Consider the following 23413-nt stretch of genomic DNA (forward strand, 5'->3'; position numbering starts at 1 on the left):
ACCCCGGCCTTCAAGAAAAGACCGGGGTTCGTCATAGGATGATTATTCGAGGTAGCCGAGGTCGGCGAGCCTTTGCTCGATGATCGCCTGTTCCTCGGCCGAGTACTCGAACTGGGGCTGGTGCGGGCCGGAGTAAGGGTCGCTCGGCGGGTCCTCGCGAACGGTGGCGAGGTCGGCCAGGCACGGGAGCGGCTTGCCTTCGACGTGGCCCGGGATCGGCATCCCCAGGAATTTGAGGATCGAGGGGGTGACGTCGAGGAGCTCGGCCTGGAGCGTCCGGCCCGGGATCACGCCGGCACCGGCGAAGGCGACGACCCCTTCGGGACGGTGCGTGCCGGGGAGGTTGGCGTCGGGCTCGACCCAGGCCCGCCCGGGCGCGAGCTTCGTCCGGACCCAGTAGGATTCGTCCGGGAGGGCGATCAGGTCGGGATACCCTTCACGCGCCGGGTCGAGATTGTAAGCTTCGCCGGTCGCGACGATGTGGGGGAAGAGCGGGGCGGATGTCTCAGGGTGCCGCGCCTCGGCGAGCGCGGCTCGAGTGTCCGCAAGGGCCTGCTCGACCTGGCGAGGGGTGACCAGCGGAGCCCCGGCCCTGCGAGCGGCGGAGTTCAGATAGACCATCGCGGCCGTATCCTGGTGGGGCGCGAAGGCGAGCGTCCGCTTCCAGTCGAACGGGAACTGCGCCTCGACCGATGTGTCGAATGACGATGATCGGGCCTCGGGGTCGTTCTGCTTCGCCCCCCAGAGGCGGACGCGGTCGGAGACTTGCTTCGCCCGACGCACCAGGCGGCCCGAGATCCCGGGCACACGCGCGACGCCGGCGTCGATGAGGATCCGGTTCACGTGGATCCGCCCCAAGCAGGGGCCGAAGCCATGGTCGCTGACGATCATGACTCCGGCGTTGCGCGTCTCGGCCAGCTCGATGAGCATGCCGATCGCGTTGTCGAGCCCACGCATCACACCCGCGGCCGCTTCGTTCCAGGCAGGGTCGTCGATGCCGGTCTCGTCGACGTTGAGGTAGCGCCAGACGCGGTGCTGGAACGGGTCGAGGTTCTGGAACTGGACCATCAGGGCCGACCAGTCGGAGATCATCCGGTCGGCGAGGAGTCCTCCTTCGGCCCGCCCCTTAAATCCTTCGCACGTGATCCGGGAGTTCTCGGTGAGCTCGGCGAGCGACTGCGGGGCCCGTTTCCACGGGTAGCGGAGGCTATACGCGGGGACCTCGGCACGGAGTCGCTCGGCGAACTCGGGGGCCCCCGAGAGGGCGGCGTCGAGGTGGGGAGCGTCCATGCCGGAGACGATCAGGCCTCGGACCTTGGGCGGCGGGTAGGTCGCCGGCAGGTTCAGGCTGACGACCGAACGCCCGGCGTCGGAGAGGAGGTGCCAGACGGTCGGCACGCGGATCCGACCCGAGTGGTTGACCTTCATCTGCCCGGCCGCGACATCGTAATAGCGGTGGTCGAAGACCCCATGACGGGCTGGCCCGCAGCCGGTCATCATCGACGTCCACGCGGCCGAAGTCATCGGGGGGATGATCGACCGCAAGGTGCCGTACGCCGAGCGCGCGAGCAGCGCGTCGAGGTTCGGCATCACCCCTCGCCGACGCATCGGGTCGAGCACCGACCAAGTCGCACCATCAAGTCCTAAAATGACGAGGCGATTATGCGTCGGCATGCGCGCGACCTCTTGGGAAGGGAGGGACCGGACGGGAGTGAAACCCGGGTCGCCGTCCCCGACCCGCGGAGGCTCGGCCTCCGGGACGCGGTGGGGACGGGCCGTCGGGGTTTTCTATAGTCAACCCGCGTTGGCGAGCGGGTGTGCGACGTCGATCGCGAAGTCGGACGAGTAGTACGACGAGAGGTGCTGGCGCTCGCCCTTCGAGCGATAGACCTGCGCCAGTCCGCGGCGGACCTTTTGAGAGAGGGGCAAACTCGCCTCGGTCTGGCGGAGCCACGCCTGATAGGCCGCGACGAGTTGGTCGGCCTTCTTGGCGAACCCCTGGGCTGCGGGGGCCTTCACGCCCAGGCCCATCACCGAGTGCGGGAACTTGTAATGGCCCTGGAAGCCGGTGAGCCGAAGGTCATACGTCGACATCATCCGGCGCAGGCAATTGGGGGTCATGCGCCAGTAGTCGTCGGGATAGCCGTGGATCCGGAAGTTGAGCGGCGACGTGATCACGAACAGCCCGCCCGGCTTGAGGATCCGATAGACCTCGTCGAACGCGCGCCGAACCTCGAAGACGTGTTCGAACGTCTCGATGCAGAGGACGGTCCCCGCAACCCCGTCGGGCAGGGTAATCGCACTCACGTCCTCGACGCGGTCGACCCCCGGGCCGGGACGCATGTCGCAGCCGACATAGTCCTTTCCGGCGAAGAGGGTGCGGAGGTCGGCGTACTCGACCTGCCCTTCGACCTGGTACGACCCGAACTCGTAGACCGGCCCCGGACAGTCGAAGTGTTCCGCCACGAGCTGGCAGAACGCCTTATTGTGGTCTCGCATCGCGGGCGCTCCTCCTTGAGCACGTCCCTACGCTGGACTTCGAGTCCGACAGCCCCGATGCCTTCCCGGAGCCTGGACCGAGAGGGCCGGATCTTAGGCCATCCCGCCGGATCGGTCAATCCGGACTCGCATGTCCGTGGCCAGAGCCTGAAAAACTCGCCGACCGACGGACTCACTCGTCGAGATCGGTCGGGAGACTCGTTCGCAATCAGCGGGGGCCGCCGGCCCCGGCCAGGGAGACCTCGATCGCCGCGCCGGAGGTCCAGCGAGTGCCTTCGCGCTCGACGCGATGGTAGAGGGTGTCGCGTTCGACGGGGATCCGACCCGCCTCGGCGATGAGGCGTTGGATCTCGGTCACGGTGACTTCCTGGGGAGTCTCGGCACCGGCCTCGTGGTAGATCTTCTCGTGGACGACGGTCCCGTCGATGTCGTCGGCCCCGAATGAGAGTGCAACCTGTGCCGTCTTGATCCCGAGCATGACCCAGTAGGCCTTGATGTGCGGGAAGTTGTCGAGCATCAGGCGGCTGATCGCCATGGTCTTCAAGTCCATGACGCCGGAGGGCTTGGGCAGCTCGTCCATCCGAGAGTTATCCGGGTGGAAGGCCAGCGGGATGAACGTCTGGAACCCGCCGGTCTCGTCCTGGAGCTCCCGCAGGCGGATCATGTGGTCGATGCGGTGCTTCGGCTTGTCGATGTGGCCGTAGAGCATCGTCGCGTTCGAGTGCAAGCCGAGTTGGTGGGCGGTCCGGTGGACGTTGAGCCAGGTCTCGGTCGACGCCTTGGCGCCGCAGATCTCCTCGCGGACCTCCGGATGGAAGATCTCGGCCCCGCCGCCGGGGAGGCTCCCCAGCCCGGCCTCAACCAGACGAACGAGGACGTCCTTGATCGAGAGCTTGGCGATCTTGGCGAAGAACTCGATCTCGACGGCCGTGTAGGCCTTGATGTGGATCTCGGGGAAGGGCTCGTGGATCCAGCGGACGAGGTCGACGTAGTAGTCGAACGGGAGCTTGTTGTGCAGGCCGCCGACGATGTGCAGCTCGGTCGCCCCGCGGTCGTGCGCCTGGCGGGCCCTCTCGACGATCTGGTCCTGATCCAGGACGTACGCCCGGTCCGAGCCCAGGTCGGCGCGGAACGCACAGAAGTCGCACGTGTAGACGCACACATTCGTGGGATTGATGTGCGTGTTGACGTTGTAGTAGCCGTAATTCCCGTTGTAGCGCTCCCGGACCAGGTTCGCCATCGTCCCCAGCGCGAACAGGTCGTTCGACTCCTCGAGCGCGATACCGTCTTCGAAGCTCAACCGCTGACCGGCCTCGACCTTCTCGCGAATCGTCTCCAAGCGTGACGCTTCGGTCGGCATGGCTCTAACCTACCTCTTTCTCGGACCGCTAAGGCCGATTTCGCCATCGATCATCCGCCCAAACCGCGACTCCCTTCGACCTCCGCGGTTTACGGAAATTTTAGCCGGAATTGAAGGATTGGGCAATGGCCCAATCGAGGTCGTAAGGTTTGCCTAGTTTCTTGCCAATCTGATCGGCACCTGGTAGATTTCACACGGTCCGAACTATTGAGACTCTCAATTCTTATCGAAGCGGCGTGCGCCAGGTCGCCCCACTCCCTTCCCTCCCAGCGGGACTCGGACGATCCGCGACCGTACCTTCCGAATGGTTTGAGAGCGAAAACCTCCATCCTAGACGTTATTTGTCCCCCCAGATTATCCATAACTAAAGACTCTCAATTCACGACGCCCTTAACAGGGAAAAATTCGGAAGACGCCTTTGCCCCAGCCCTTGGGATTGGCCGATTCCCGCGAGGCGGTTGGCCGATTGCCGAACCGTACATGTATGCATGAAACACCACTTAGGACGAGGGACGTCGACGTAGACCTCCCCCTCGGCTGATTAAGGATTCAGGCGTGCCCCGACTCAGGAATCCCTCGCGTCGAAGGCCGAATCTCGGCTTCAGCTTGATCGAGTTGCTGGTCGTCATCGCGATCATCGGCATACTCGTCGGCCTGATCCTACCCGCGGTCCAATCCGCGCGCGAGTCCGCTAGACGCATTCAATGCGTCAACAATCTGAAACAACTCGGCCTTGCCGCCTGTACTTACGAATCCACGCACGGGGTCTACCCCCTCGGCGACATGTATCCCGCCGGCTCCTACGGCTCGGGTGCGAACGGCGAGGTGGGGAATGGCGTCACCGACTGGAGCTACGGCTGGCCGGTCATGATCCTTCCCTTCATCGAGCAACAGAACTTGTACAGTTCGTTCAACACCTGTTTCGGCTGGGGCGACCCGATCGACAGCGGCAGCAACACGATGAATGCGACGACGATGTACACGCAGCTCGCCGTCTTCCTCTGCCCCTCCGATGGTGTCACCGATCGTCCCGTCCCCCCGTACGCGACGCTCAGCTACGTCGGCAACTGGGGAGGGCCCGGCTCGCAGCAGACGTTCAGCGGCATGATCATCGAGAACCCGTGGGGCGACACGGACAACGCACCCTGGACGGGGGCCATCGGTGTTGCCGCGGTCACCGACGGGACTTCGACCACGGCGATGTTCAGCGAGCGTCTGATCGGCCTCGCCGGCAATCCCATCCTCCATCCCGGCGATGGGAACAATGCCAGGAGAGGAGTCTATCCCGTCGATGTGGCGGTCGACATCAATGTGAACAACACCACGACGACTCGGTCTCTCCTCAAAGCCTGCAGTACGCTGCCCAACACGGCCGAATCCACGGCCTATTCCACGACCCTCGGGTTCTGCTGGACCCTGGCATTCCCCTGGCGCTACACCGCGAACCGCTACAACCACGTCGGCCCCCCCAATAGCCTCGTCTGCACCGCGTCGAACTCATTCGACGGATTCTGGGGTTCGGCCCAAGACACAGTCCCTGCGACGAGCAACCACTCCGGTGGCGTCAACGTCGGCTTCGCCGACGGGTCCGTGAAGTTCATCAGGAATTCCGTGAACCTCGAAAACTGGTGGGGCTTGGGTACCCGGAATAGGGGCGAAGTGATCGACCAGAGCTCGTTCTGATGACTCGAGGCCGGGGAGAGCGTGGTACGATCATGAAACACTCTGCCTGGCGACATCGAGGAGTCCTCCTCGTGCTCGGGGTCCTCTCAGGGTGCGGCGGGGCCGGTGGCATTGAAACCGGAATCCCCGCCAACGCGGATCAGACGCCGATTCATACCGACATGCCGACGAGCCGTTCGACGCCCGCAGCCCGTTCGAAGAAGAACGTCCGCACCCTGAGGCTCCTGAAAGCCAAGGCCTCACCGGCCACGCCCGGGAAACCGGCCTCTCCGTGAGCGCTCGCGTCGAGGCCTGACCCTTCACCGAGCGGAACGCCTGGACTGCGGGAATGGGAAATCGAGAATTGACCAGAAACCCATAAACATTTCTACGCGATTTCTATCCAATTTCCATTGGGCATTCCCTGCTCATTCGAAACGATCCCCGGGATAGCCCCGAGGTTTCTTGTACTGGCGATCCCACGGCATGACGCGACGCCCCAGGGGATGTCCTCCCTCAATCCGACCGAGACATCGGTTGAAGGTGGCCAGGGTCGACTTCAGTAGTCCGAGGGCGGCGAGGCCGTAGAATACGATCCAGAAGAGTCCCCACCCGACGTGTTCTGCAGACCGGCTCGGATTGCAAATGTCCGCGGCGAGCTGGCCCGCGAAAAAGAAGGGACTGCCCATCATGAGTCCTTGCTCGCCGCGGCCTCCGATCCATGTTTCTAGGAACAACCATCCGACGGTGACGAGTACATAGATCGTGACCGTCAACGCCACGGCTCGACCGAGCCTGGCGCACCAGGTCGACATCGCAAGGCCCAAACTGGTCACGGCGGCGCCGCAGACGAAGACGAAGAGCCCGGTCAATACGATGGTCGTGAGATAGGACGGATCCCAGGGGTCGTGGCACATCACGACAAGAACCGGCAATAGCGCCAGCCACGGGACCACGCGATACGTCCCCAACCATTTCCCGAGGACGATCTCTCGAGTGGACAGCCGAGTCGTCATCAGCACGTCCAGGCTGCCTCGGGTCCGCTCCTCCGCAAGGGAGGTCGCCGCCGTCACGCTCAGCAAAAGCAGACCGATCGCGACCTGTAATCCATTGACCCACGCCTTGGCGAATGTCGACGCGGGAGACACGATCGCCCCGACGCTTGCGATCAATGCGCCGAGGACGAAGACGCTCGCCACGATTCGACCCGCTCGCGACGGACGAGCCCGATGCCACTCACGCCAGAGCACCGGGTTGAAATCGAGCGACGGCGCGGGCAGATGGGGGTTCGGATCCAGTCGGCGGCAAAGTCGGTCGAGGACGCTAGGAGTCCGCGCGACCTTGGTTCGGGTACACACGGATCGGAGCCGCAAGATCGCCACAATCACAACCACAGTCGCGACCATCAAGGCGACGGCCAGGAACCACAAGTCGTCGTAGATCGAGACTCGGCCGGGAGACCAGTAGGGCGCAAAGGTCAAGTAATACGGGTCGGCGATGGCGGGCACGACGGCCAGAGACCAGCCGAACGCCCCGTTGACGAGGTTGACGAACGAGCGGCTGACGAGCCAAATCCCCCAGACGGCATAAGTCGCAAGTAACGCCTCGTGCGTCTTCTTCGAGACGAGGGAGAACATGAGCGCGAGGGCACAACCGAGGACTGCGATACCGACCGAGACGAGGAAGGCCCCCAGGAGTGCATTGGGATCGACACCTCCGAGGAGTGAGAGGATCGTCATCATGGGGACGGCGGCGGCGACCAGGCCCAGCACGGGAAAAAGCCGCGAGGCGAGCTTACCGAGGACGATCTCGGAGTCGGTCAGGTCGGTCATCAGCAAATAGGTGAGCGTACCGGAGGCCCGGTCGAGGCAGAGCGCACCAGCGGTCGCGGCCGGCGCCGCGATGAGTACCAGGGTCAACTGGGTCCCGATGACGGCGAAGAAGAAGGACTCGCCGAGCTTCGCCAGGTCTCGGGACACCGTCCCCGAACGCGGGATGGCGGGATTGGCCACGATGACGAGCAAGGCCACGAGAAGCATCCCCGCGAAGCCCGAGCGGAGCGCATAGCCCTGCCAACGCCTCGACGCGATGATCCACTCGTAAGCGAAGACCGGGCCAAGCCCAAACCGAAGACCACCTCGAGGGTTCACCAAAGTTCTCGCCCTTCTCACCTCGCCCCGAGCCCGGCGTCGGCCCTCCGATCATGGAGGACGCTTCGACCCGATCGGCATCGATCACGATCCTACATTTGAACGAGGCGGGCAAGGACCGGGTCGATTTCCTTAAGGAGGATTGTGATCTCCGGTTTCGGGCAGTTACGGCGCCTCCTCGCGAGGGGGCTTGGACTGCGACGCCAGGAGTTGGCGCCACTGGCCGATGCCGATCGCCAGGCAGAATCCCATCAGGATCACCACGGCACCCGTGATCAGTCCGAAGATCCACCACTCGACGGGGCGGTCGGGGGGCCAGTGGGAATCCTGACCTCCCTGGATCGTCGCGGCGATGAGGAACGGGCCGATGACGGTCAATGCCGTCATCAGCCCGAGGAGCACGAAGGCGGTCTTCGAGACCCGGGCGTTCATTGGCCCTTCACCGCGGCCCGGGCCAGCCGACGTTCGATGGCGCTCGTGGTGAGGCCCTTGCGGGTCGCGTCGAGCTCCGCGAGGATCGCCTCGCCGGCGGTGGCGGCCGAGACGAGATGCGGGGCGGTGTCGGTCCGCCACTTGACCTCGACCGTGCCTTCCTTGAGCCCGCGCTCACCGATGACGACGCGGAGCGGGATGCCGATGAGGTCGGCGTCCTTGAACTTGACCCCCGGGCGCTGTTCCCGGTCGTCCATCAGGACGTCGATGCCCGCGGCCTCGCATTGCGACTCGAGCATCACGGCCGCCTCCATGACGGCGGCGTTCTGGGGCTGGAGCGGGACGATCAGAACCTCGTAGGGGGCGAGGGGGAGGGGCCAGACGATCCCATTGTCGTCGTGGCCGGCCTCGACGGCGGCGGCGACGATCCGGTTCACGCCGATGCCGTAGCACCCCATGATGACCGGGATCTCCGCCCCCTTGTCGTCGAGGAAGGTCGCCCCCATCGCCTTCGAATACTTGGTGCCGAGCTTGAAGACGTGGCCGATCTCGATCCCTTGCTTGACGTCCATCGCCTCGTTGCAACGAGGGCAGGGGTCGCCCGCGGCCGCGTTGCGGAGGTCGAGGACCCGGTCGATCGAGAAGTCGCGCCCGGGGACGACCCCCTTGAGGTGGACGTCGGTCTCATTCCCGCCCACGACCACGGAGGACATCGCGGCGACGCTCCCGTCGACGGCCAAGGGGATCTTGATCGCGACGGGGCCGAGGAACCCCATCGGCGCCCCGGTCGCTCGCTCGATGGTCTCGGCGTCGGCCGGGACGAGCGTCGACGCCCCGAAGGCGCGCCGGACCTTCGCCTCGTTCGCCTCGTGGTCGCCCCGGATCAGGGCGGCGACGGGCTTGCCGTCGGCGAGGAAGACGAGGAGCTTCGCGGTCGACGACTCGTCGACCTTGAGGAAGTCGCAGACTTCTTCGATCGTCCGGCGCCCGGGGGTCTGGACCTTCTCGAAGGCGGGGGCCGACGCGTCGGGGGTCGCCGGGGCCGACGCCTTGCCGATCTCGGCACGTTCCACGTTCGCGGCATATCCGCACTTGAGGCACTGGATCACGGTATCCTCGCCGGTCGACGAGGGGACCATGAACTCGTGCGAGCTGTCGCCGCCGATCGGACCGCTCTCGGCCTCGACGATGACGTAAGGGATCCCGCAGCGGTCGAAGATCCGGCAATAGGCCTCGTACATCGCGTCGTAGCTGGAGTTGAGCTGCTCGACGTCGGCGTCGAAGCTATACGCGTCCTTCATCAGGAACTCGCGGGTGCGGAGGATCCCGAACCGGGGCCTGGGCTCGTCGCGGAACTTCGTCTGGATCTGGTAGAGGGTCATCGGCAGTTGCCGGTAGGAATTGACCAGGCCCCGGACGATGTCGGTGATGACTTCTTCGTGCGTCGGACCGAGCGCGACGGTTTGGTTGCCGCCCACGGTGAGCTGCATGAGGAGCTCGCCGAAGGTCTCGTAGCGGCCCGACTCCTTCCAGAGCTCGACCGGCTGGAGTGCGGGCATCAGGAGTTCCTGGGCCCCCGCCGCGTCCATCTCCTCGCGGATGATCTTGATCGCCTTGTTGAGGACCCGGAAGCCGAGCGGCAGGTAGGTGTACGCCCCCGCGCCGAGTTGGCGGACCATCCCCGCGCGCAACAGCAGGACGTGGCTGGGCGCCACGGCGTCGGCCGGGGTTTCCTTGAGCGTCGGGATCAGGGCTTTCGACCAGCGCACGGCGTCACTCCTGCGAATCGCGATATTTGGACGAGAGGGAAGGCCGGGATCGCCCCAAGATGGCCGCCTCGGTCTCGAGGAAGCCGGGCCGGGTGCCGGGATGGATAATCTACCAGATCGCCGGCCCTCCGCGCAGATCGGTCTCCGCGAGGTCCTTCGGACAATCGGAACCCTCGGCCGACGCCCGCCCGGGACGATCGGGGGCAAACATGATCGATCCTTTTCGCGTCCCACAGGTTCGCCCGCGGATGCGTCAGATCGCGAAATCTCGAGGGCAGGGGGGCGTGGTCGCGAGAGGGCCGAGGCGGGCTGCGTTTCCCTCGGGATCGAACCGACGTGCACAGTCGCGCCAGGCCCGTCGTCCCTCGCGGGCGTCATGTCGTTCCCAGGGGGATCCGAAACCTCGCAGATGCCCAAAATCGCCCCAATTTCGCGGCGGGGCCGGACGAAAATCTAGACCAGGAGTCGGCGGTCCCTTCGGGCTCCAGGCCGCACGGAACGCGTCGTCTCGCTGAGAATCAACCTTGTTCATCCCGTAAGAAGGACCGAAGCCGCCGCCCTCGACGAAGGGGGTGGATGGGCGTGGTTACTCCACATACAGGGAGGTGTTCGGTGTTGCCAAGGGAATCCCGGCGGATGCGCCGGAAGGGTCGCGCCGGACGTCGGCCGGACCTGACCTCGTTAGAATGCCTCGAGGGACGCGAGCTGATGGCGTACACGCCGTTGGGCTACTCGCTCCCCGACCTCTCGGTGTCGGGCTTCGCGGCGCCGACGGCCTCGTGGGGCGGCCCGCTGGCGGTCACCGTCGACGTGAGCAACACGGGGGCCAGCACGATCGTCGAGCCGTTGGCGTTGCAGCCGGGCTCGACGAGCACGGCGGACTCCCCGGCGACGACGGTCGCCGTCTTCGCCTCCCGCTACCCGAATTCTTTCCGTGGCCAGATCTACGTCGGCTCGATCGCCGTCCCGGCCTTGGACCAGAACAGCATCCAGCAGATCACGTCGACCCTGACCTTGCCGACGCAACCCGCCGGGTTCCCCAGGCAAGGGGGTTCGATTTACCTGCACTACGTGGTGAACCCGAACCACGCGTTCGCCGAGATGAGCTACGCCAACAACGGCAGCGGCCACACCCCCGTGGTCATCTCGCCGAAGCTGCCTCAGCTCCAGGCCGTCGCGCTCGACGTGCCCCCGACCATGCAGCCCGGCGACACGATCTCGCCGACGATCCAGGTGGCAAACCTCGGGTCGGCCGACACCGACCTCCAGGGCCCCGTGACCGTCTACCTCGTGGCCTCCACCACGAAGAAGTTCGGGCCGGGCAGCTCGATCGTCGCGAGCTACACGGTGTCGAACATCCCGTCGATCGCGGGAGTTCCGTCGCAGACCGTCTCGAACGGCAGCGCGAACATCAACACCCCGTCGAACATCGTGACGATCTCGGGCTCGCCCGTGACGCTGCCGAACTCCCCGGCGACCTATTACCTGGGAGTCGTCATCGACCCGGACAGCAAGATTCAGCAGATCGGTTCCGGTGGTCGAATCGGCCGCTTCAAGACCGGCTCGAAGCAATTCAGCCTGGCCCAGCTCGTCGGCCCGCCGATCGCCGGCCTGCCCCCCGCGGGCGTGGTCACGCCCGGCGGATCGGCCAACAACAACGCCTTCCCGTTCCCCGCCGCGGCGACCACCGTCGGCTACGGGAACTTGAGCGGCGAGTAAGTCACCGGCCCGAAACCCGGTTTTGTCTTGAGAACCGGGTTTCTGCCCCACTCGACGCCGACATCTCCTCCCGGGTTGTCGGCGTCGATCAGGGCAAAATGGGCCCGAGCGACGAGCCTCGCACCAGGCCGGCGGGCGTTCGCGCCCGGACGGCCCTCGGTGGAGACCAAGCCATCGGCCGGGTCCATGGACATTCCCTGGCAAGCCGACGGCCCGCCTCGGGGCGTTTCGGGCCGAAGAAACGGATTCGACCGGGAGCGTTCGGGTCCCTTGACCCCGGCGCCGATCGGTCCCTACAATCTCCCCTCTGTGGCCGCCGCGCCCGAATCCTAACGAACCGAACCCCCCTGGTTCCGCACCCACGGTCGAACTGCCGCATGACCCGCCGTTACGTCAATCAACTCGGTAATGGGGATTCCGTCGATGAGTCGTTCCTGGTTGCCGACAAGCAACTTCGAGCGAATCGTCAAGGCAACCTCTACCTGCATCTCGAACTGCGTGACAAGACGGGGAGCGTCGGCGCGCGGCTCTGGAACGCGAGCGAAGGGCTCGCCCGGACCTTCGAGCCGGGAGACTACCTCCACGTGAAGGGCAAGACCCAGGTCTTCCAGGGTGCCCTCCAGCTCATCCTCTCGCACGTCGAGGTCGTCGATCCGAGCCGGGTCGAGCCCGAAGACTACCTCCCGCAGAGCACCCAGAACGTCGCGAGGCTCACGGCGAGGCTCCGGGAGCGCCTCTTCAGCATGACCAACCCGCACCTGCGGGCCCTGGCCGAATGCTTCCTGATCGACGACGAGTTCGTCCGCAAGTTCACCACCGCCCCGGCGGGGATCAAGAATCACCACGCGTATCACTCCGGCCTGCTCGAGCACGTGGTCACACTGCTCACGGTGGCCGACCGGATCGCCGACCTCTATCCGGAGCTCGACCGCGACTTGCTGATGATGGGGATCTTCCTCCACGACATCGGCAAGATCGACGAGCTGAGCTACGACCGGGCGTTCGGCTACAGCGACGAAGGGCAGCTCGTCGGCCACCTCGTCATGGGCGTGGAGATGCTCCGCGACAAGGTCGAGCGGACGGCGGACCTGACGGGCGAGCCATTCCCGTCCGAACTGTTGCTCAGGCTCAAGCATATGATCGTGAGCCACCACGGGACTCACGAATTCGGCAGCCCCAAGCTCCCGATGACCATCGAGGCGATCGCGCTCCACTACCTCGACAACCTCGACGCCAAGATCCACACATTCGGTCGCGAGATCCGCGACGACCCTGTCCGGGAGTCGAGCTGGACCCCGTTCCACCAGAACCTCGGGCGTCGGCTCTTCAAGGGGGCGACGGCCGCCGAAGGCGTCCAGGACGACGTCGTCGACTGAGCGAACTCGGGCCAAGCCCCCCCACGCGGACCGAGCGGGCCGCACGGACGTCGCCCTCGACCGCTCCGAGGCCCAACGGATGACAGACTACACGGAGAGGGTACTCAAGCTCGTCGCCGAACCCGGCTATGTGCCGCTGACCTTGAAGGCGATGTCTCGGCGGTTCGACGTCACCGCCGACGACTACGCCGACTTCCGCTCCGCGGTCAAGCGACTCGTCAAGGAAGAGCGGCTCGAGCTCGCCAAGGACAAGCGGCTGAGCAAGCCGAGCGTCCAGGGGACGATCATCGGCCTCTTCCGGCGCACCTCCAAAGGCTTCGGCTTCGTCCGCCCCCACAACACCACCGACAAGTCCGCCCACATCTACATCCCGATCGACTCCACCCGAGACGCCTCCAGCGGAGACGAGGTGGCGGTCAAGATCACCAAGCGGCCGAAAGGGCCGGGGATGAACCTCGAAGGGCGCATCGTCCAGGTCGTCGCCCGCGCCTCCGGGCTGTTCGTCGGCACCTACTTCGAGCAGTCGGGCTCCGGCTTCGTCAAAGTCGACGGCACGACGGTCCAGCATCCCGTGTATGTCGGCGACCCCGGGGCCAAGGGGGCGAAGCCGGGGGACAAGGTCGCGATCGAGATGGTCCGGTACCCCACCCCTTACCTCGAGGGGGAGGGAGTTATCACCGAGATCCTCGGCGCGCGCGGGGCGCCCGGCGTCGACACCCTCTCGATCATCCGCGCCTTCAACATCCCCGACACGTTCGACGACGAGACCCTCGAGGACTCCCGCGAGCAGGCCAAGCTTTTCTCCGAGGACGAGATCGGCGACCGGCTCGACCTCAGGGGAACGCTCACCGTCACCATCGACCCGGCCACGGCGCGCGACTTCGACGACGCGATCACCCTCGCGCGCGACGAACGCGGGTTCTGGAGCCTCGGGGTGCACATCGCGGACGTCTCCCACTTCGTCAAGGTGGGCTCGGACCTCGACCGGACCGCCCGGCTCCGCGGGACCAGCGTGTACCTGCCCGACCGCGTGATCCCGATGCTCCCCGAGGTACTCTCCAACAGCCTCGCGAGCCTCCAGGCCGGCCGGGTCCGCTATACCCTGAGCGCCCACCTCGAGTTCGACTCGGACGGGGTCCGCACCGACCGGTCTTTCGCCCGATCGGCGATCCGGGTCGACCACCGATTCAGTTATGAGCAGGCCTTCGAAGTGATGAAGGCCCCCGGCGCCCCCCGCGAGGGGGTTGCTCCCGAAGTGGCGGCCATGCTGGGGCAAATGCTCGAGCTCGCGATGATCCTCAGGCGTCGGCGATTCGAGCGCGGGGCGCTCGAGCTGAACATGCCGGAGGTCGAGATCGATCTGGGCGACCAGGGGCAAGTGGTCGGGGCACACCTCGCCTCGCACGACGAGAGCCACCAGGTCATCGAGGAATTCATGCTCGCGGCGAACGAGGCCGTCGCCTCGTTCTTGACGGACTCGCACGCCGGGTTCCTCCGGCGGACGCACGCCGACCCCGACCCCGCCAAGCTCGACGAGTTCGCCGACTTCGCCCGCAGCCTCGGCCTGGAGATCGACAAGCCCCAGAGTCGGTTCGAGCTCCAGCGGATCCTCGCCGAGACCACGGGAAAGCCCGAAGAGCACGCCGTCCACTACGGGCTGCTCCGGAGCCTGAAGCAGGCCGTCTACTCCCCGGAGCCCGAAGGCCACTTCGCGCTGGCGAGCGACGACTACTGCCACTTCACCTCGCCCATCCGACGCTACCCCGACCTCCAGGTCCACCGGCAACTGACCACGCTCCTCGCGGGGAAGCGGCCGAAGACCGACCTCGACGAGCTGACCGTCCTGGCCGAGCACTGCAACCGGACCGAGCGCCGGGCCGAGTCGGCCGAGCGTGAGCTGATCAAGATCAAGCTGCTCACCTACCTGGAGTCGAGGATCGGCGACCCCTTCCACGCCGTGATCATCGGGGTCGAGGACTTCGGCTTCTTCTGCCGACTGATCGAGCTCCCCGTCGAGGGCCTGATCCACATCACCGGCCTCTCCGACGACTACTACTATCTCGAGCCCGAGACGCACACCCTGATCGGCCGCCGCTCCGGCCGACGTTACCAGCTCGGAGACAAGGTCGAGGTGCGGGTCGCTCACATCGATGTCGACCGCCGAGTCCTCGACCTGATGCTCGTCGAAGGGGTGCCTCCCGAGCCCGCGCCTCGGCCAACGAGGTCGGCAACGTCGGCTCAAGCGAAAGGACCGTCGCGACCGAAATCCCTAAAACCAGGACGCGGCAAAGGTCCGAAAACACGCGGTAAGAGCGGCAAGAAAGGGAAGAAGCGGCGTTCCTAACCCCCCCGGACGTCGCCAATGATGGCGATCGGCGGCCGGGCGACAGGACGTCGTCGCGGCCTCGGCGGGGCCCCTTCGTTGAGACGAGCGCGGTCCCGACGGCGACTCGAGAGGACCCCGCGCGCCGGTCGTTTGGGCTTCACAAAAACGGCCGAGCCCACAACAATCTCGGTCCGCCGACCCGGGACGGATCCGATTCGGGCCGGCAGGTGCATGCTCTCCGACGACGGAACCGAAGGAGTCTTCTGACATGACGCGAAGGATTGGCGCGGGCCTGGTCTTGGCCCTGGGGATGAGTGGCACGGTAAGTTGGGGACAGGTCGTCGAACGAGAGCGTGACGTGAAGATCACCGGCCCCCGCGGTCGGACGATTGAGCGGAGCATCACGACGGAGCGCGGACCGGGCTTCGTCGACCGGCAAGTGAACGTCCAACGACCCGGCGGGTCTTTTCATAGCAACGTCATGGCGCAGCGGATCCCGGGCCGCCCGCCCGGCCCCATGCCGGGCCCTCACGCCCGGGGCTTCATGCCTCCTCCCCCGCGTTGGGGATACCCTGGCCCCCGGACCGTCGTGGTCAACAACGGAGGCGGCGGCATCGGCCTCGCCCCGGCGTTGATCGGAGGCGCGGGCCTCTTCGGCCTGGGCATGCTGACGGGCTCGGCCATCTCCTCGCCGCCCCCGCCCGCCCCGGTCTACATCGCACCTCCGCCGACGGTCGTGGTCGCCCAGCCACAACCCTACTCGCCGGTCCCGCCGCCGTCGGCGACCGTCGTCGTCGACCCCGTCGCCGACGCCATCGGCCGACTCCAAAGCCACCACGCTCACAGCCGTCGCGACGGCTGCGTCACCCTCGGCCGCCTGCGCGACCCGCGCGGCGTCGCCCCTCTGGTCGATCGTCTCAAGAACGACTGGACCACCGAGGTCCGCGAAGCCGCCGCGTTCGCCCTCGGCGAGATCGGCGACCCCCGCGCCATCGTCTACCTCGAGAAGGCGGTCGTCTACGACAAGAAGGAAGACGTCCGAGACGCAGCCAAGTCGTCGCTGACCCGCTTCACTCAAGAAATCAGCGCGAACACCGCCCCCGCCGGCGTGATCAACGCCCCGTCGGTCCCCTCCGGCCCGATCGAGAACGTCCCACCGCCGCCCAGCCCGGCCTACACCCCCGGCTTCGGCTCGAACCCCTGATCGAATCGATCCCGGCGTCGGAATCCACAAATCACCCGAATCGGCCGGCGGCCGCTCCTGAATCGGGAGTGACCGCCGGTCGCTTTCATTGGATTGACGTAGAGCCCGTCGCGACTCGAAGAATCCCGACCTCCCCTAAAGCGACAGGGGCGAAACCCCTGACCGTACGGCTTCTGATTCGGGCGTATTTGTCGGAACAATGTCCGCCACCGCTATTCTTTCGTTTGAAGCTTACCGGACGATCCGAAGGCGAGTCTGACGCAGGCTCGAAACCGATTTGTTAGAGTCGGAGATAGGATTCGTCCTCCTCTAACGAGGGAGCTCTCATGCCCAACGGAGATGCGACTTCACCACCCAGGGCTTCGACTTCTGAACGACATGGGTCAATACTGAGTTTTCGGGACTTCTTGAAAGCCAAGGCCGAGGAATCGGGTATCCGAGACCGACACCATCGGCGAGACGAGTGGCTCAAGGCCATTCAGCGTCTCTTCGATCAGAGTCACGATTGGCTTGCCGATGCGGATCCCGAAAGAGTGCTCGATCTCAGGACCTACGAGGTCGCACGAACCGAGTACAACCTAGGAACCTACAACGGCACCGGCATTAATGATCCGACTTGGCGCAGGGGAGGTCAGCATCGTTCCGATGGGACGGGACGTCCCTTTCATGGCAATTCGCGGTGCTTCGGGCAGTCCGACACAGTTCGCTGGCCGAGTTGATATCACCGATGGACTCCGCAAGTACCACCTGTACAGGGAGATCCGCGACGGAAAGGAATGCTGGCAAATCATGGACGAGCGAAATCACTTTACCTACTTGAGTTCGGATTCCCTCGGCCACATTCTCCAGGAACTCCTCTCGTGATCCAGTCTCTCGAGGATGCCTGGCAATAATATGAGGCGGTCAGGAATCTCGTGCGTTGGATGGATCGCATCGGGAAACGGTATTGGAGCGAAGAAGTTGAAGGACGGACGTTGAGAGATACTCTTCATAATGACAATGTTTTTCGACATATCGAATCCACAACCATTCAGGACCTCGCAAGCCAGGTTCTTGAGGATCTGGACGACTTGGCGGTTCTCCTGCTCTTCTCCGTCTTCGAGGCCTCCGTCAGGGAACGAAATTTCGAGGAGATGGAGCGAGAATTAGAGACCCCACGCCATATCGTTCCCAAGAAGGCAATCGCCGACGCGAAGGACACGGTCGAGCATGGGAGTTTCGGCCGCCTCACGGAATCCTACAAGGGTCTAGATCCGGATCTCAGGACCCTGGTCGACCAGGTGAGACGCTACCGAAACCGGGTCGCCCACGGCCGTCGCAAAGTGGTCAGCAATAACGTCGAGCCGGATCCCGCTCGTTCCAGGCTTGGACAGTTCCTTGGCTTAGTGGATGCGGAGGCGGCCGCGACGGCTACCGCATCGCTTGCCGATCCGGCAATCAGACCCTCAGATGTTTCACCAACCAGGTCAGGAAACGCCACGCCGCCCTGAAATCCCCCATTTGGCCGGAGCCGCTCGAATGTCCGCCGTCGAACCCGAGTCTGCCCCATCCGAGGCGATGCCCGCCGAGTTCGGCCCGGCGACCGCCACGTTCATCATCGTGGCGAGCATGGTCGGTACCGGGGTCCTCACGACCTCGGGGTACACGGTGTACTCGGTCGGCAGCAATCAGTTGATGCTCGGGCTCTGGATCCTGGGAGGCATCGTCGCCGCCTGCGGGGCCCTGACGCTCTGCGAGCTCTCGGCCGCGCTGCCGAGGACGGGCGGGGACTACGTCTTCCTGTACGAAGCCTATGGGCCGCTCGTCGCGTTCCTGTCGGGATGGGTCTCGTTCGTCCTCGGCTTCGCGGCGCCGAGCGCCTTGGCCGCGTTCGGGATGGCGACGTACCTGCTGGAGCCGTTCCACCTCGAAGGCGCTAAGGCCCTCGTGGTGCAGAGGTGCCTGGCCACCCTCGCCATCCTCGGATTCGCCGCGATCCACACGTCGGGGAGGAAGAGGACCGCACGGGTCCAGGCCTGGATCACCGCACTGAAGCTGATCCTGCTGGTCCTGTTCGTCATCGCGGGCCTGGCCGTCGGCTGGCCGCGATATGCCCACCTCGCCGACCGGCCTCCGATGACCGGCCCGCTCGTCGTCTCGATGATGTTTTCGCTCGTTTATATCTCTTACGCTTACATCGGCTGGAATGCGGCGTCGTACCTGGCCGGCGAGGTGGTCGACCCGAGGAGGAACCTCCCCCGGGCCATCCTGATCGGGACCGCGGGGGTCGTCGTGCTCTATCTCGGCCTGAATGTCGTCTACGCGCTGGCGTTGTCGGTCGACGATATCCGGGCGATCGTCGATTCACCCGAAAACAAATTAGAGCCCAAGATGGGGGCCCTCGCACCGATCGGCCAGTTGGCCGCCAAGCAGCTCTTCGGGACGGGCGTTTCGCGGGCGTTCTCGACGACGATCGGCCTGATGCTGCTCTCGTCGCTCAGCGCGTATGTCCTGACCGGCCCTCGGGTCATCTACGCGATGGCGAAGGCGGGCCAGTTCCCGACGTTCGCGGGCCGACTGACCCGGCGGGCCGAGACCCCCGCGATTGCCACGGCACTCCAAGTCTCATGCAGCCTGGTGCTGCTCTGGACCGGGTCGTTCGAGAGCCTCCTGGTCTATGCGAGCGTGGGGTTGGCGATCTTCTCGATGCTCGCGATCAGCGCGATCTACGTCCTGAGGTGGCGACGCCCCGACCTCCCTCGCCCTTTCCGGACCCCCGGCTATCCCGTCACCCCGGCCGTCTACCTGATCGTGACCTCGATCCTGACCGGCGCCGCGTTCACCCAGCGTCCCGAGGTTTCGGGATATTCTCTCATAAGCATCCTCGCGGGCATCCCCGTATATTACCTCTGGAGGCTGGGTCGCGTCGGGCAAGCCACCCCGTAAATCAAGCCAGAACGGCCCCCTCGATCCGAGAGCGGTAGTGGTCGAGGCCGGGGACGTCGAGGCCGGGGACTTTGGCGGAGTCGTCCCAGTGTCGCAGGCGGACGGCATCCTTGCAGAAAGGGTTCGACTCGAACGCGCGGAGACCGTCGCCTTCGAAGGGGCCGCCCTGGAGCTCAAGGCTCCGCTTCGAGGCCGGGGAGAGCGACTCGAAATAGGCGGGGTCGACGGCGCAGAGGTATCGCTTGGCGGCGACGTGGAGCCGGATCGGCTCGACGACTTCGGGGCCGAAGTTCCCGGCCAGCCAGGCCGCCCCGGAGTCCTCGTGGGCGCCGTCGATGCCGTGATCGGCGATGTCTTCGTCATGCCCGCCGACGAGGTGGCCGACGTCGTGCAGCAGCGCGGCCACGACGAGCGAGTCGGGCGCCCCTTCTCGCTCCGCCAGCGCGGCGGACTGGAGCGCGTGCTCGGCCTGGGAGACGGCCTCGCCGAAATAGGCGTCCTCGCCCCGGCGATCGAACAAGCGGACGATCTCGTCATACAAGTCGGCGATCATAAGTCTCCCTCGAGAACCGGGGCCGGCTTTCCGGCCTTCCGACGCTGCTCCCAGTAATAGACGGCGGCGAGGGCGCTCGAGAGCCAAGCGACCCCGGCCAGCACGACGAACGTACCCCGCCAGCCGACCGACATCGTCAGCCGGGCGAGCCCCCAGCCGGCCAGGAACCCGCCGAGATAGCCGGCGAAGTCGATGAACCCCGAGGCCGTCGCGCTGCCGTGCTTCCCCCCCAGGTCGAGCGAGATCGCACCGGCCAGGTAGGAATACGGGCCGATCAAGAAGAAGCCCACGGTAGACACCAGCACGATCGGCCAAAGGGTCGCCCCGTGGAAGTCGACGTACCCGAGGACCGCCAGCGTCGTCCCGGCCAGGACCATACCGGCCAGGATCACCAACGCCCGCCCCCCTCGGCCGAGCCGGTCGCCGAGGTACCCGGCCAGCACGACCGAGATCCCCCCGAAGAGCGGGAACAGGGCGCTCGCGGACGCGGCGGTCGATTTGTCGAGGCCGACCCCTTCCTCGAGATACGTAGGCGTCCAGGTGTTGAACGTCTCACGAAGTAAGGTCAGGCCCGACGAAAGCAGGCAGACCAGCCAGAACGCCGGGCTCTGCAGGAGGGGCTTCAGGAGGTCGCCGACGCCCAGGGGCTCCGGGTCGGCTCCTTCGTGCCCGAAAAGGTTCTCGGGGTTCGTCTCGGGCTCGGGCAGGCCGAGTTCGCCGGGCGACTCGCGGAGCAGCCAGGCGTTCAGGACGAAGAGGGTGGCCAGCACCCCGGCCGCGACGAAGAAGACACTTCTCCAACCCAACCCGAGGTAAAGGAGCCGCCCCATGAAGGCCCGGGCCAGGGCGTCGCCGAAGAGGTAGCTCAGGCTGATGATCCCCATCACGCTCCCGTAGCGCGTATACCCGAACCATCGCGAGGTGATCTTGATCATCCCCGCCCATCCGAACGACTGGACGAACCGGTTCCCGAACCAAATCAGGCCGAAGGCGAAGAGGCCGCTGCTGGAGGCGAAGGCCAGGGTCATGAGGATCGCGCCGACCATCCCGACGAGATAGTTCCGACGCCCGCCAAGGAAGTCGGCCAGCGGCCCGGCGAAGGGCTTGCCGAACGCATAGGCCAGGATCCCCATCGAGGTGATCCAGCCCAGGCCAAGCTTCGCCTGGTCACGATCCAACCCGCCCGCCACGAGCTCGTCCTGGATTGACGTCAGCGCGACGGAAAAATTCGATCGGCAGAGGTAGTATCCCGAGTAACCCAGGAACATGAGCGCCACGGTGAGGACCTGGCGGTTGCGGAGGCGGGTTTCGACCTGATTCACCGTTTCCCTCTCAAGGCCCCGGACGGGCCGATCCCGTTCCCGAGCGATCCGTTGTCATCGCCCGAGGTTCTCCCTGACCCCCAATCGTCGCAGCGCAGGCGAAGGCCGTCTAGCGGATCTCCGAGACTCTTCGCCGAAGTCCACCGGTTGACTCGTCGGGAGACCCACCACAGAGGCACAAAAGGAAGAAACCCCACGGAAACCGCCCATCTGAGATTCTCCCCCTTTGTGTCTTTGTGCCTTTGTGGTGAAGACCTTCCGCTGAAGGCAATGTCAGACGCCAGTCGGGACCGCCCAGTGGCCGGCCCGGTACTCCCGACGGACCAGGCCCGCAGCCTGCTCGTCGCCGGAGATCGTCTCGGAGGCCCCGTCGTAATGGAGGACCCGCCCGACCCTCGCGGCGAGGTTGCCGAGGTGGCACAAGGTCGCCGAGCGATGGCCGACCTCGATGTCGGCGTTGGGGGTTCCGCCGTTGCGGATGCAGTCGAGGAAGTTCTGGTGGTTCGACGCGACCGAGACGGCCCCCTTCGCCGAGGCCCCTCCCGCGATCGTCCAGCCTTCGTTCTTGGTCAGGATCATCATCCCCTTGGTGCCGTAGAAGGCGTTGCCATTCTCGGCGCCATGCTCGGGGTAGGGGGACCAGATCCGCTGTTCGAAGACGAGTTGCTTCTTGTGACCGACCCGGCCGTCGCCGGGGAATTCGAAGACGACATACTGGGTGTCGGGGAATTGCTGGTCGTCATCGAAGGCATATTTGCCGCCGATCGCGGCGACCGTCGCAGGGGGATCCTCGACGCCCAGCCCCCAACGGGCGATGTCGAGCTCGTGGACGCCGTCATTCCCCATGTCGCCGGTGCCGAAGGCGTACCACCAGTGCCAGTTGTAGTGGAGGCGGTTGGCCTGGTAGGGGACCATCGGGGCAGGGCCGATCCAGAGGTCGTAGTCGAGCCCCTCGGGGGGGGTGCTCGGTTGGGCTCGGCCGATATCTTTCCGCTTCTGGCTGTTCCAGGCCTTGGCGACGAGGACGTCGCCGATCGCCCCGTCGCGGAGGAGTTGGATCCCCTGGCGGACCGTCTCGCTGCTTCGGCTCTGCATACCGACCTGCATCACGCGTTTATTTCTCCGGGCAGCCTCGAGCATGAGCCGGCCCTCGCGGATGTTGTGCGAGCAAGGTTTTTCCACATAGACATGCTTGCCCGCGTCGCACGCGAGGATCGCGGCGGGCCCGTGCCAGTGGTCGGGGGTGGCGACCCAGACCGCGTCGACGGCCTTGTCATCGAGCACCCGGCGCAGGTCGTGCTCGACCTTCGGCGCCTTCCCCGCCTTCTCGGCCCGGGCCGCCGCGCTCGCGGCCCGGGAGCGGTCGACGTCGCAGACGTAGGCGAGGTCGACGTCCGGACGCTCCGAGAGGAGCCGGACGTGATTCCCCCCCATCCCGCCGCAGCCGATCACGGCCACCGCCAGCCGGTCATTCGCCCCGACCGCTCGGGCAAAGCCGGGGACGGCCGCGACCGTCGCCCCGAGCCCGATCCCCTTGAGGAAGTCCCTTCGTCGTGCCTCTCGCATCGTCACATCTCCCTGTTGGTGGGTTGGGTCGTCGATCTCGCAACGGTCTTGGGCGGACGCCCACCGGCCTCGCACGGTTCAACGTCGAGGCGGCGGGAGCTCGATATCGAAGGTATTGTCGCCTCCCTGGACCTCGTAATCGAGCGAGAGGAATTGGAGCCGGCGCTCCTTGGTGGTCTCGGGGGAGACGACGTTGATGCGGTTCTCTCCGACGAGCGTCGAGATCGTGTAGGTCCCGTCCTTGCCGATTTCGGCCGAGGCCGAGGTCGTCTGCTTGCGATACACGTTCGAAGGGTCGAAGACGACCTTCCCCGACGATACGCGCTTGCCCTTGACCGTGACGGTCCCGTGGACCGTGGCCTGGTCGAATGAGGACGACACCGAGGGCATGCCGCCCTCGCAACCCGTCGCGGCGACCAGGGCGGGGACACAAAACCAGCTCCAGGAACCGCCGCCGGTCGCACGTAGATACGATCGCATGTTGGCTTCTTCTCCAATATAAGGGGCCGATCGACTCAGGCCCGAGAGGCGACGACCGAATCCTCGGCCC

The 23413-nt window shown here is 65.6% G+C and carries 19 protein-coding genes; 9 read left to right on the plus strand and 10 right to left on the minus strand.

The genetic code is table 11. From position 1 onward, the window contains the following. Window positions 1-42 precede the first annotated feature (42 nt). The 3 genes from ACYOEI_RS06980 to mqnE form a co-directional block, all read right to left on the minus strand. Complete coding sequence (locus tag ACYOEI_RS06980) at window positions 43-1674, minus strand: alkaline phosphatase family protein (RefSeq protein WP_462848653.1); 1632 nt, start codon at window positions 1672-1674, stop codon at window positions 43-45. 120 nt (window positions 1675-1794) lie between these two features. Then, window positions 1795-2499 (minus strand): methyltransferase domain-containing protein, encoded by a 705-nt coding sequence (locus tag ACYOEI_RS06985; protein WP_462848654.1) that lies wholly within the window; start codon window positions 2497-2499, stop codon window positions 1795-1797. Window positions 2500-2707: 208 nt separating this feature from the next. Next, on the minus strand, window positions 2708-3859 hold the full coding sequence (gene mqnE / locus ACYOEI_RS06990; protein WP_462848655.1) for an aminofutalosine synthase MqnE: 1152 nt from the start codon (window positions 3857-3859) through the stop codon (window positions 2708-2710). 555 nt (window positions 3860-4414) lie between these two features. Here mqnE and ACYOEI_RS06995 point away from each other — a divergent pair. Together ACYOEI_RS06995 and ACYOEI_RS07000 are read left to right on the plus strand one after the other, a co-directional pair. After that, window positions 4415-5542 (plus strand): DUF1559 domain-containing protein, encoded by a 1128-nt coding sequence (locus ACYOEI_RS06995; RefSeq protein ID WP_462848656.1) that lies wholly within the window; start codon window positions 4415-4417, stop codon window positions 5540-5542. A gap of 32 nt (window positions 5543-5574) precedes the next feature. After that, window positions 5575-5817, plus strand: a complete 243-nt coding sequence (locus tag ACYOEI_RS07000; protein ID WP_462848657.1) for a hypothetical protein — start codon at window positions 5575-5577, stop codon at window positions 5815-5817. A 132-nt stretch (window positions 5818-5949) separates the two neighbouring features. Here ACYOEI_RS07000 and ACYOEI_RS07005 read toward each other — a convergent pair whose 3' ends face one another. The 3 genes from ACYOEI_RS07005 to ACYOEI_RS07015 all read right to left on the minus strand — a co-directional run bounded on the left by ACYOEI_RS07005 (window position 5950) and on the right by ACYOEI_RS07015 (window position 9872). Beyond that, on the minus strand, window positions 5950-7671 hold the full coding sequence (locus ACYOEI_RS07005) for an ABC transporter permease (protein ID WP_462848658.1): 1722 nt from the start codon (window positions 7669-7671) through the stop codon (window positions 5950-5952). A 165-nt stretch (window positions 7672-7836) separates the two neighbouring features. Then, window positions 7837-8103: a hypothetical protein gene (locus ACYOEI_RS07010; protein ID WP_462848659.1), complete on the minus strand. Its 267-nt coding sequence runs from the start codon at window positions 8101-8103 to the stop codon at window positions 7837-7839. Continuing rightward, window positions 8100-9872, minus strand: a complete 1773-nt coding sequence (locus ACYOEI_RS07015; protein WP_462848660.1) for a proline--tRNA ligase — start codon at window positions 9870-9872, stop codon at window positions 8100-8102. The genes ACYOEI_RS07010 and ACYOEI_RS07015 overlap by 4 nt, the downstream gene beginning before the upstream one ends. Window positions 9873-10508: 636 nt before the next feature. On the opposite strand from ACYOEI_RS07015, the gene ACYOEI_RS07020 reads away from it, so the two are divergent. The 7 genes from ACYOEI_RS07020 to ACYOEI_RS07050 all read left to right on the plus strand — a co-directional run bounded on the left by ACYOEI_RS07020 (window position 10509) and on the right by ACYOEI_RS07050 (window position 19422). After that, on the plus strand, window positions 10509-11591 hold the full coding sequence (locus ACYOEI_RS07020; RefSeq protein ID WP_462848662.1) for a hypothetical protein: 1083 nt from the start codon (window positions 10509-10511) through the stop codon (window positions 11589-11591). A 377-nt stretch (window positions 11592-11968) separates the two neighbouring features. Continuing rightward, window positions 11969-12967: a 3'-5' exoribonuclease YhaM family protein gene (locus ACYOEI_RS07025; protein ID WP_462848663.1), complete on the plus strand. Its 999-nt coding sequence runs from the start codon at window positions 11969-11971 to the stop codon at window positions 12965-12967. A gap of 79 nt (window positions 12968-13046) precedes the next feature. Then, a complete protein-coding gene (gene rnr, locus ACYOEI_RS07030) occupies window positions 13047-15311 on the plus strand; it encodes a ribonuclease R (protein WP_462848664.1) in 2265 nt (754 codons plus the stop codon). Between the two features lie 250 nt (window positions 15312-15561). Continuing rightward, a complete protein-coding gene (locus ACYOEI_RS07035; protein WP_462848665.1) occupies window positions 15562-16497 on the plus strand; it encodes a HEAT repeat domain-containing protein in 936 nt (311 codons plus the stop codon). Between the two features lie 666 nt (window positions 16498-17163). Further along, window positions 17164-17361 carry a hypothetical protein gene (locus tag ACYOEI_RS07040; RefSeq protein WP_462848666.1) on the plus strand — a complete coding sequence of 66 codons (198 nt, stop codon included), beginning with the start codon at window positions 17164-17166 and terminating at the stop codon, window positions 17359-17361. Between the two features lie 59 nt (window positions 17362-17420). Further along, window positions 17421-17987, plus strand: coding sequence for a hypothetical protein (locus ACYOEI_RS07045; protein WP_462848667.1), 567 nt, complete (start codon window positions 17421-17423; stop codon window positions 17985-17987). 28 nt (window positions 17988-18015) lie between these two features. Continuing rightward, window positions 18016-19422 (plus strand): APC family permease, encoded by a 1407-nt coding sequence (locus tag ACYOEI_RS07050; RefSeq protein WP_462848668.1) that lies wholly within the window; start codon window positions 18016-18018, stop codon window positions 19420-19422. A 1-nt stretch (window position 19423) separates the two neighbouring features. Here the strand turns inward: ACYOEI_RS07050 and ACYOEI_RS07055 are convergent, their stop codons facing one another. The 4 genes from ACYOEI_RS07055 to ACYOEI_RS07070 form a co-directional block, all read right to left on the minus strand. Next, window positions 19424-19975, minus strand: a complete 552-nt coding sequence (locus ACYOEI_RS07055) for a phosphonate degradation HD-domain oxygenase (protein WP_462848669.1) — start codon at window positions 19973-19975, stop codon at window positions 19424-19426. After that, a complete protein-coding gene (locus ACYOEI_RS07060; protein WP_462848670.1) occupies window positions 19972-21297 on the minus strand; it encodes an MFS transporter in 1326 nt (441 codons plus the stop codon). Before ACYOEI_RS07060 ends, ACYOEI_RS07055 begins: the two co-directional genes overlap by 4 nt. A 273-nt stretch (window positions 21298-21570) precedes the next feature. Beyond that, complete coding sequence (locus ACYOEI_RS07065) at window positions 21571-22863, minus strand: Gfo/Idh/MocA family protein (protein ID WP_462848671.1); 1293 nt, start codon at window positions 22861-22863, stop codon at window positions 21571-21573. 78 nt (window positions 22864-22941) lie between these two features. Beyond that, complete coding sequence (locus ACYOEI_RS07070) at window positions 22942-23343, minus strand: hypothetical protein (RefSeq protein WP_462848673.1); 402 nt, start codon at window positions 23341-23343, stop codon at window positions 22942-22944. Window positions 23344-23413: the final 70 nt, after the last annotated feature.

This window comes from Singulisphaera rosea (assembly GCF_054877945.1).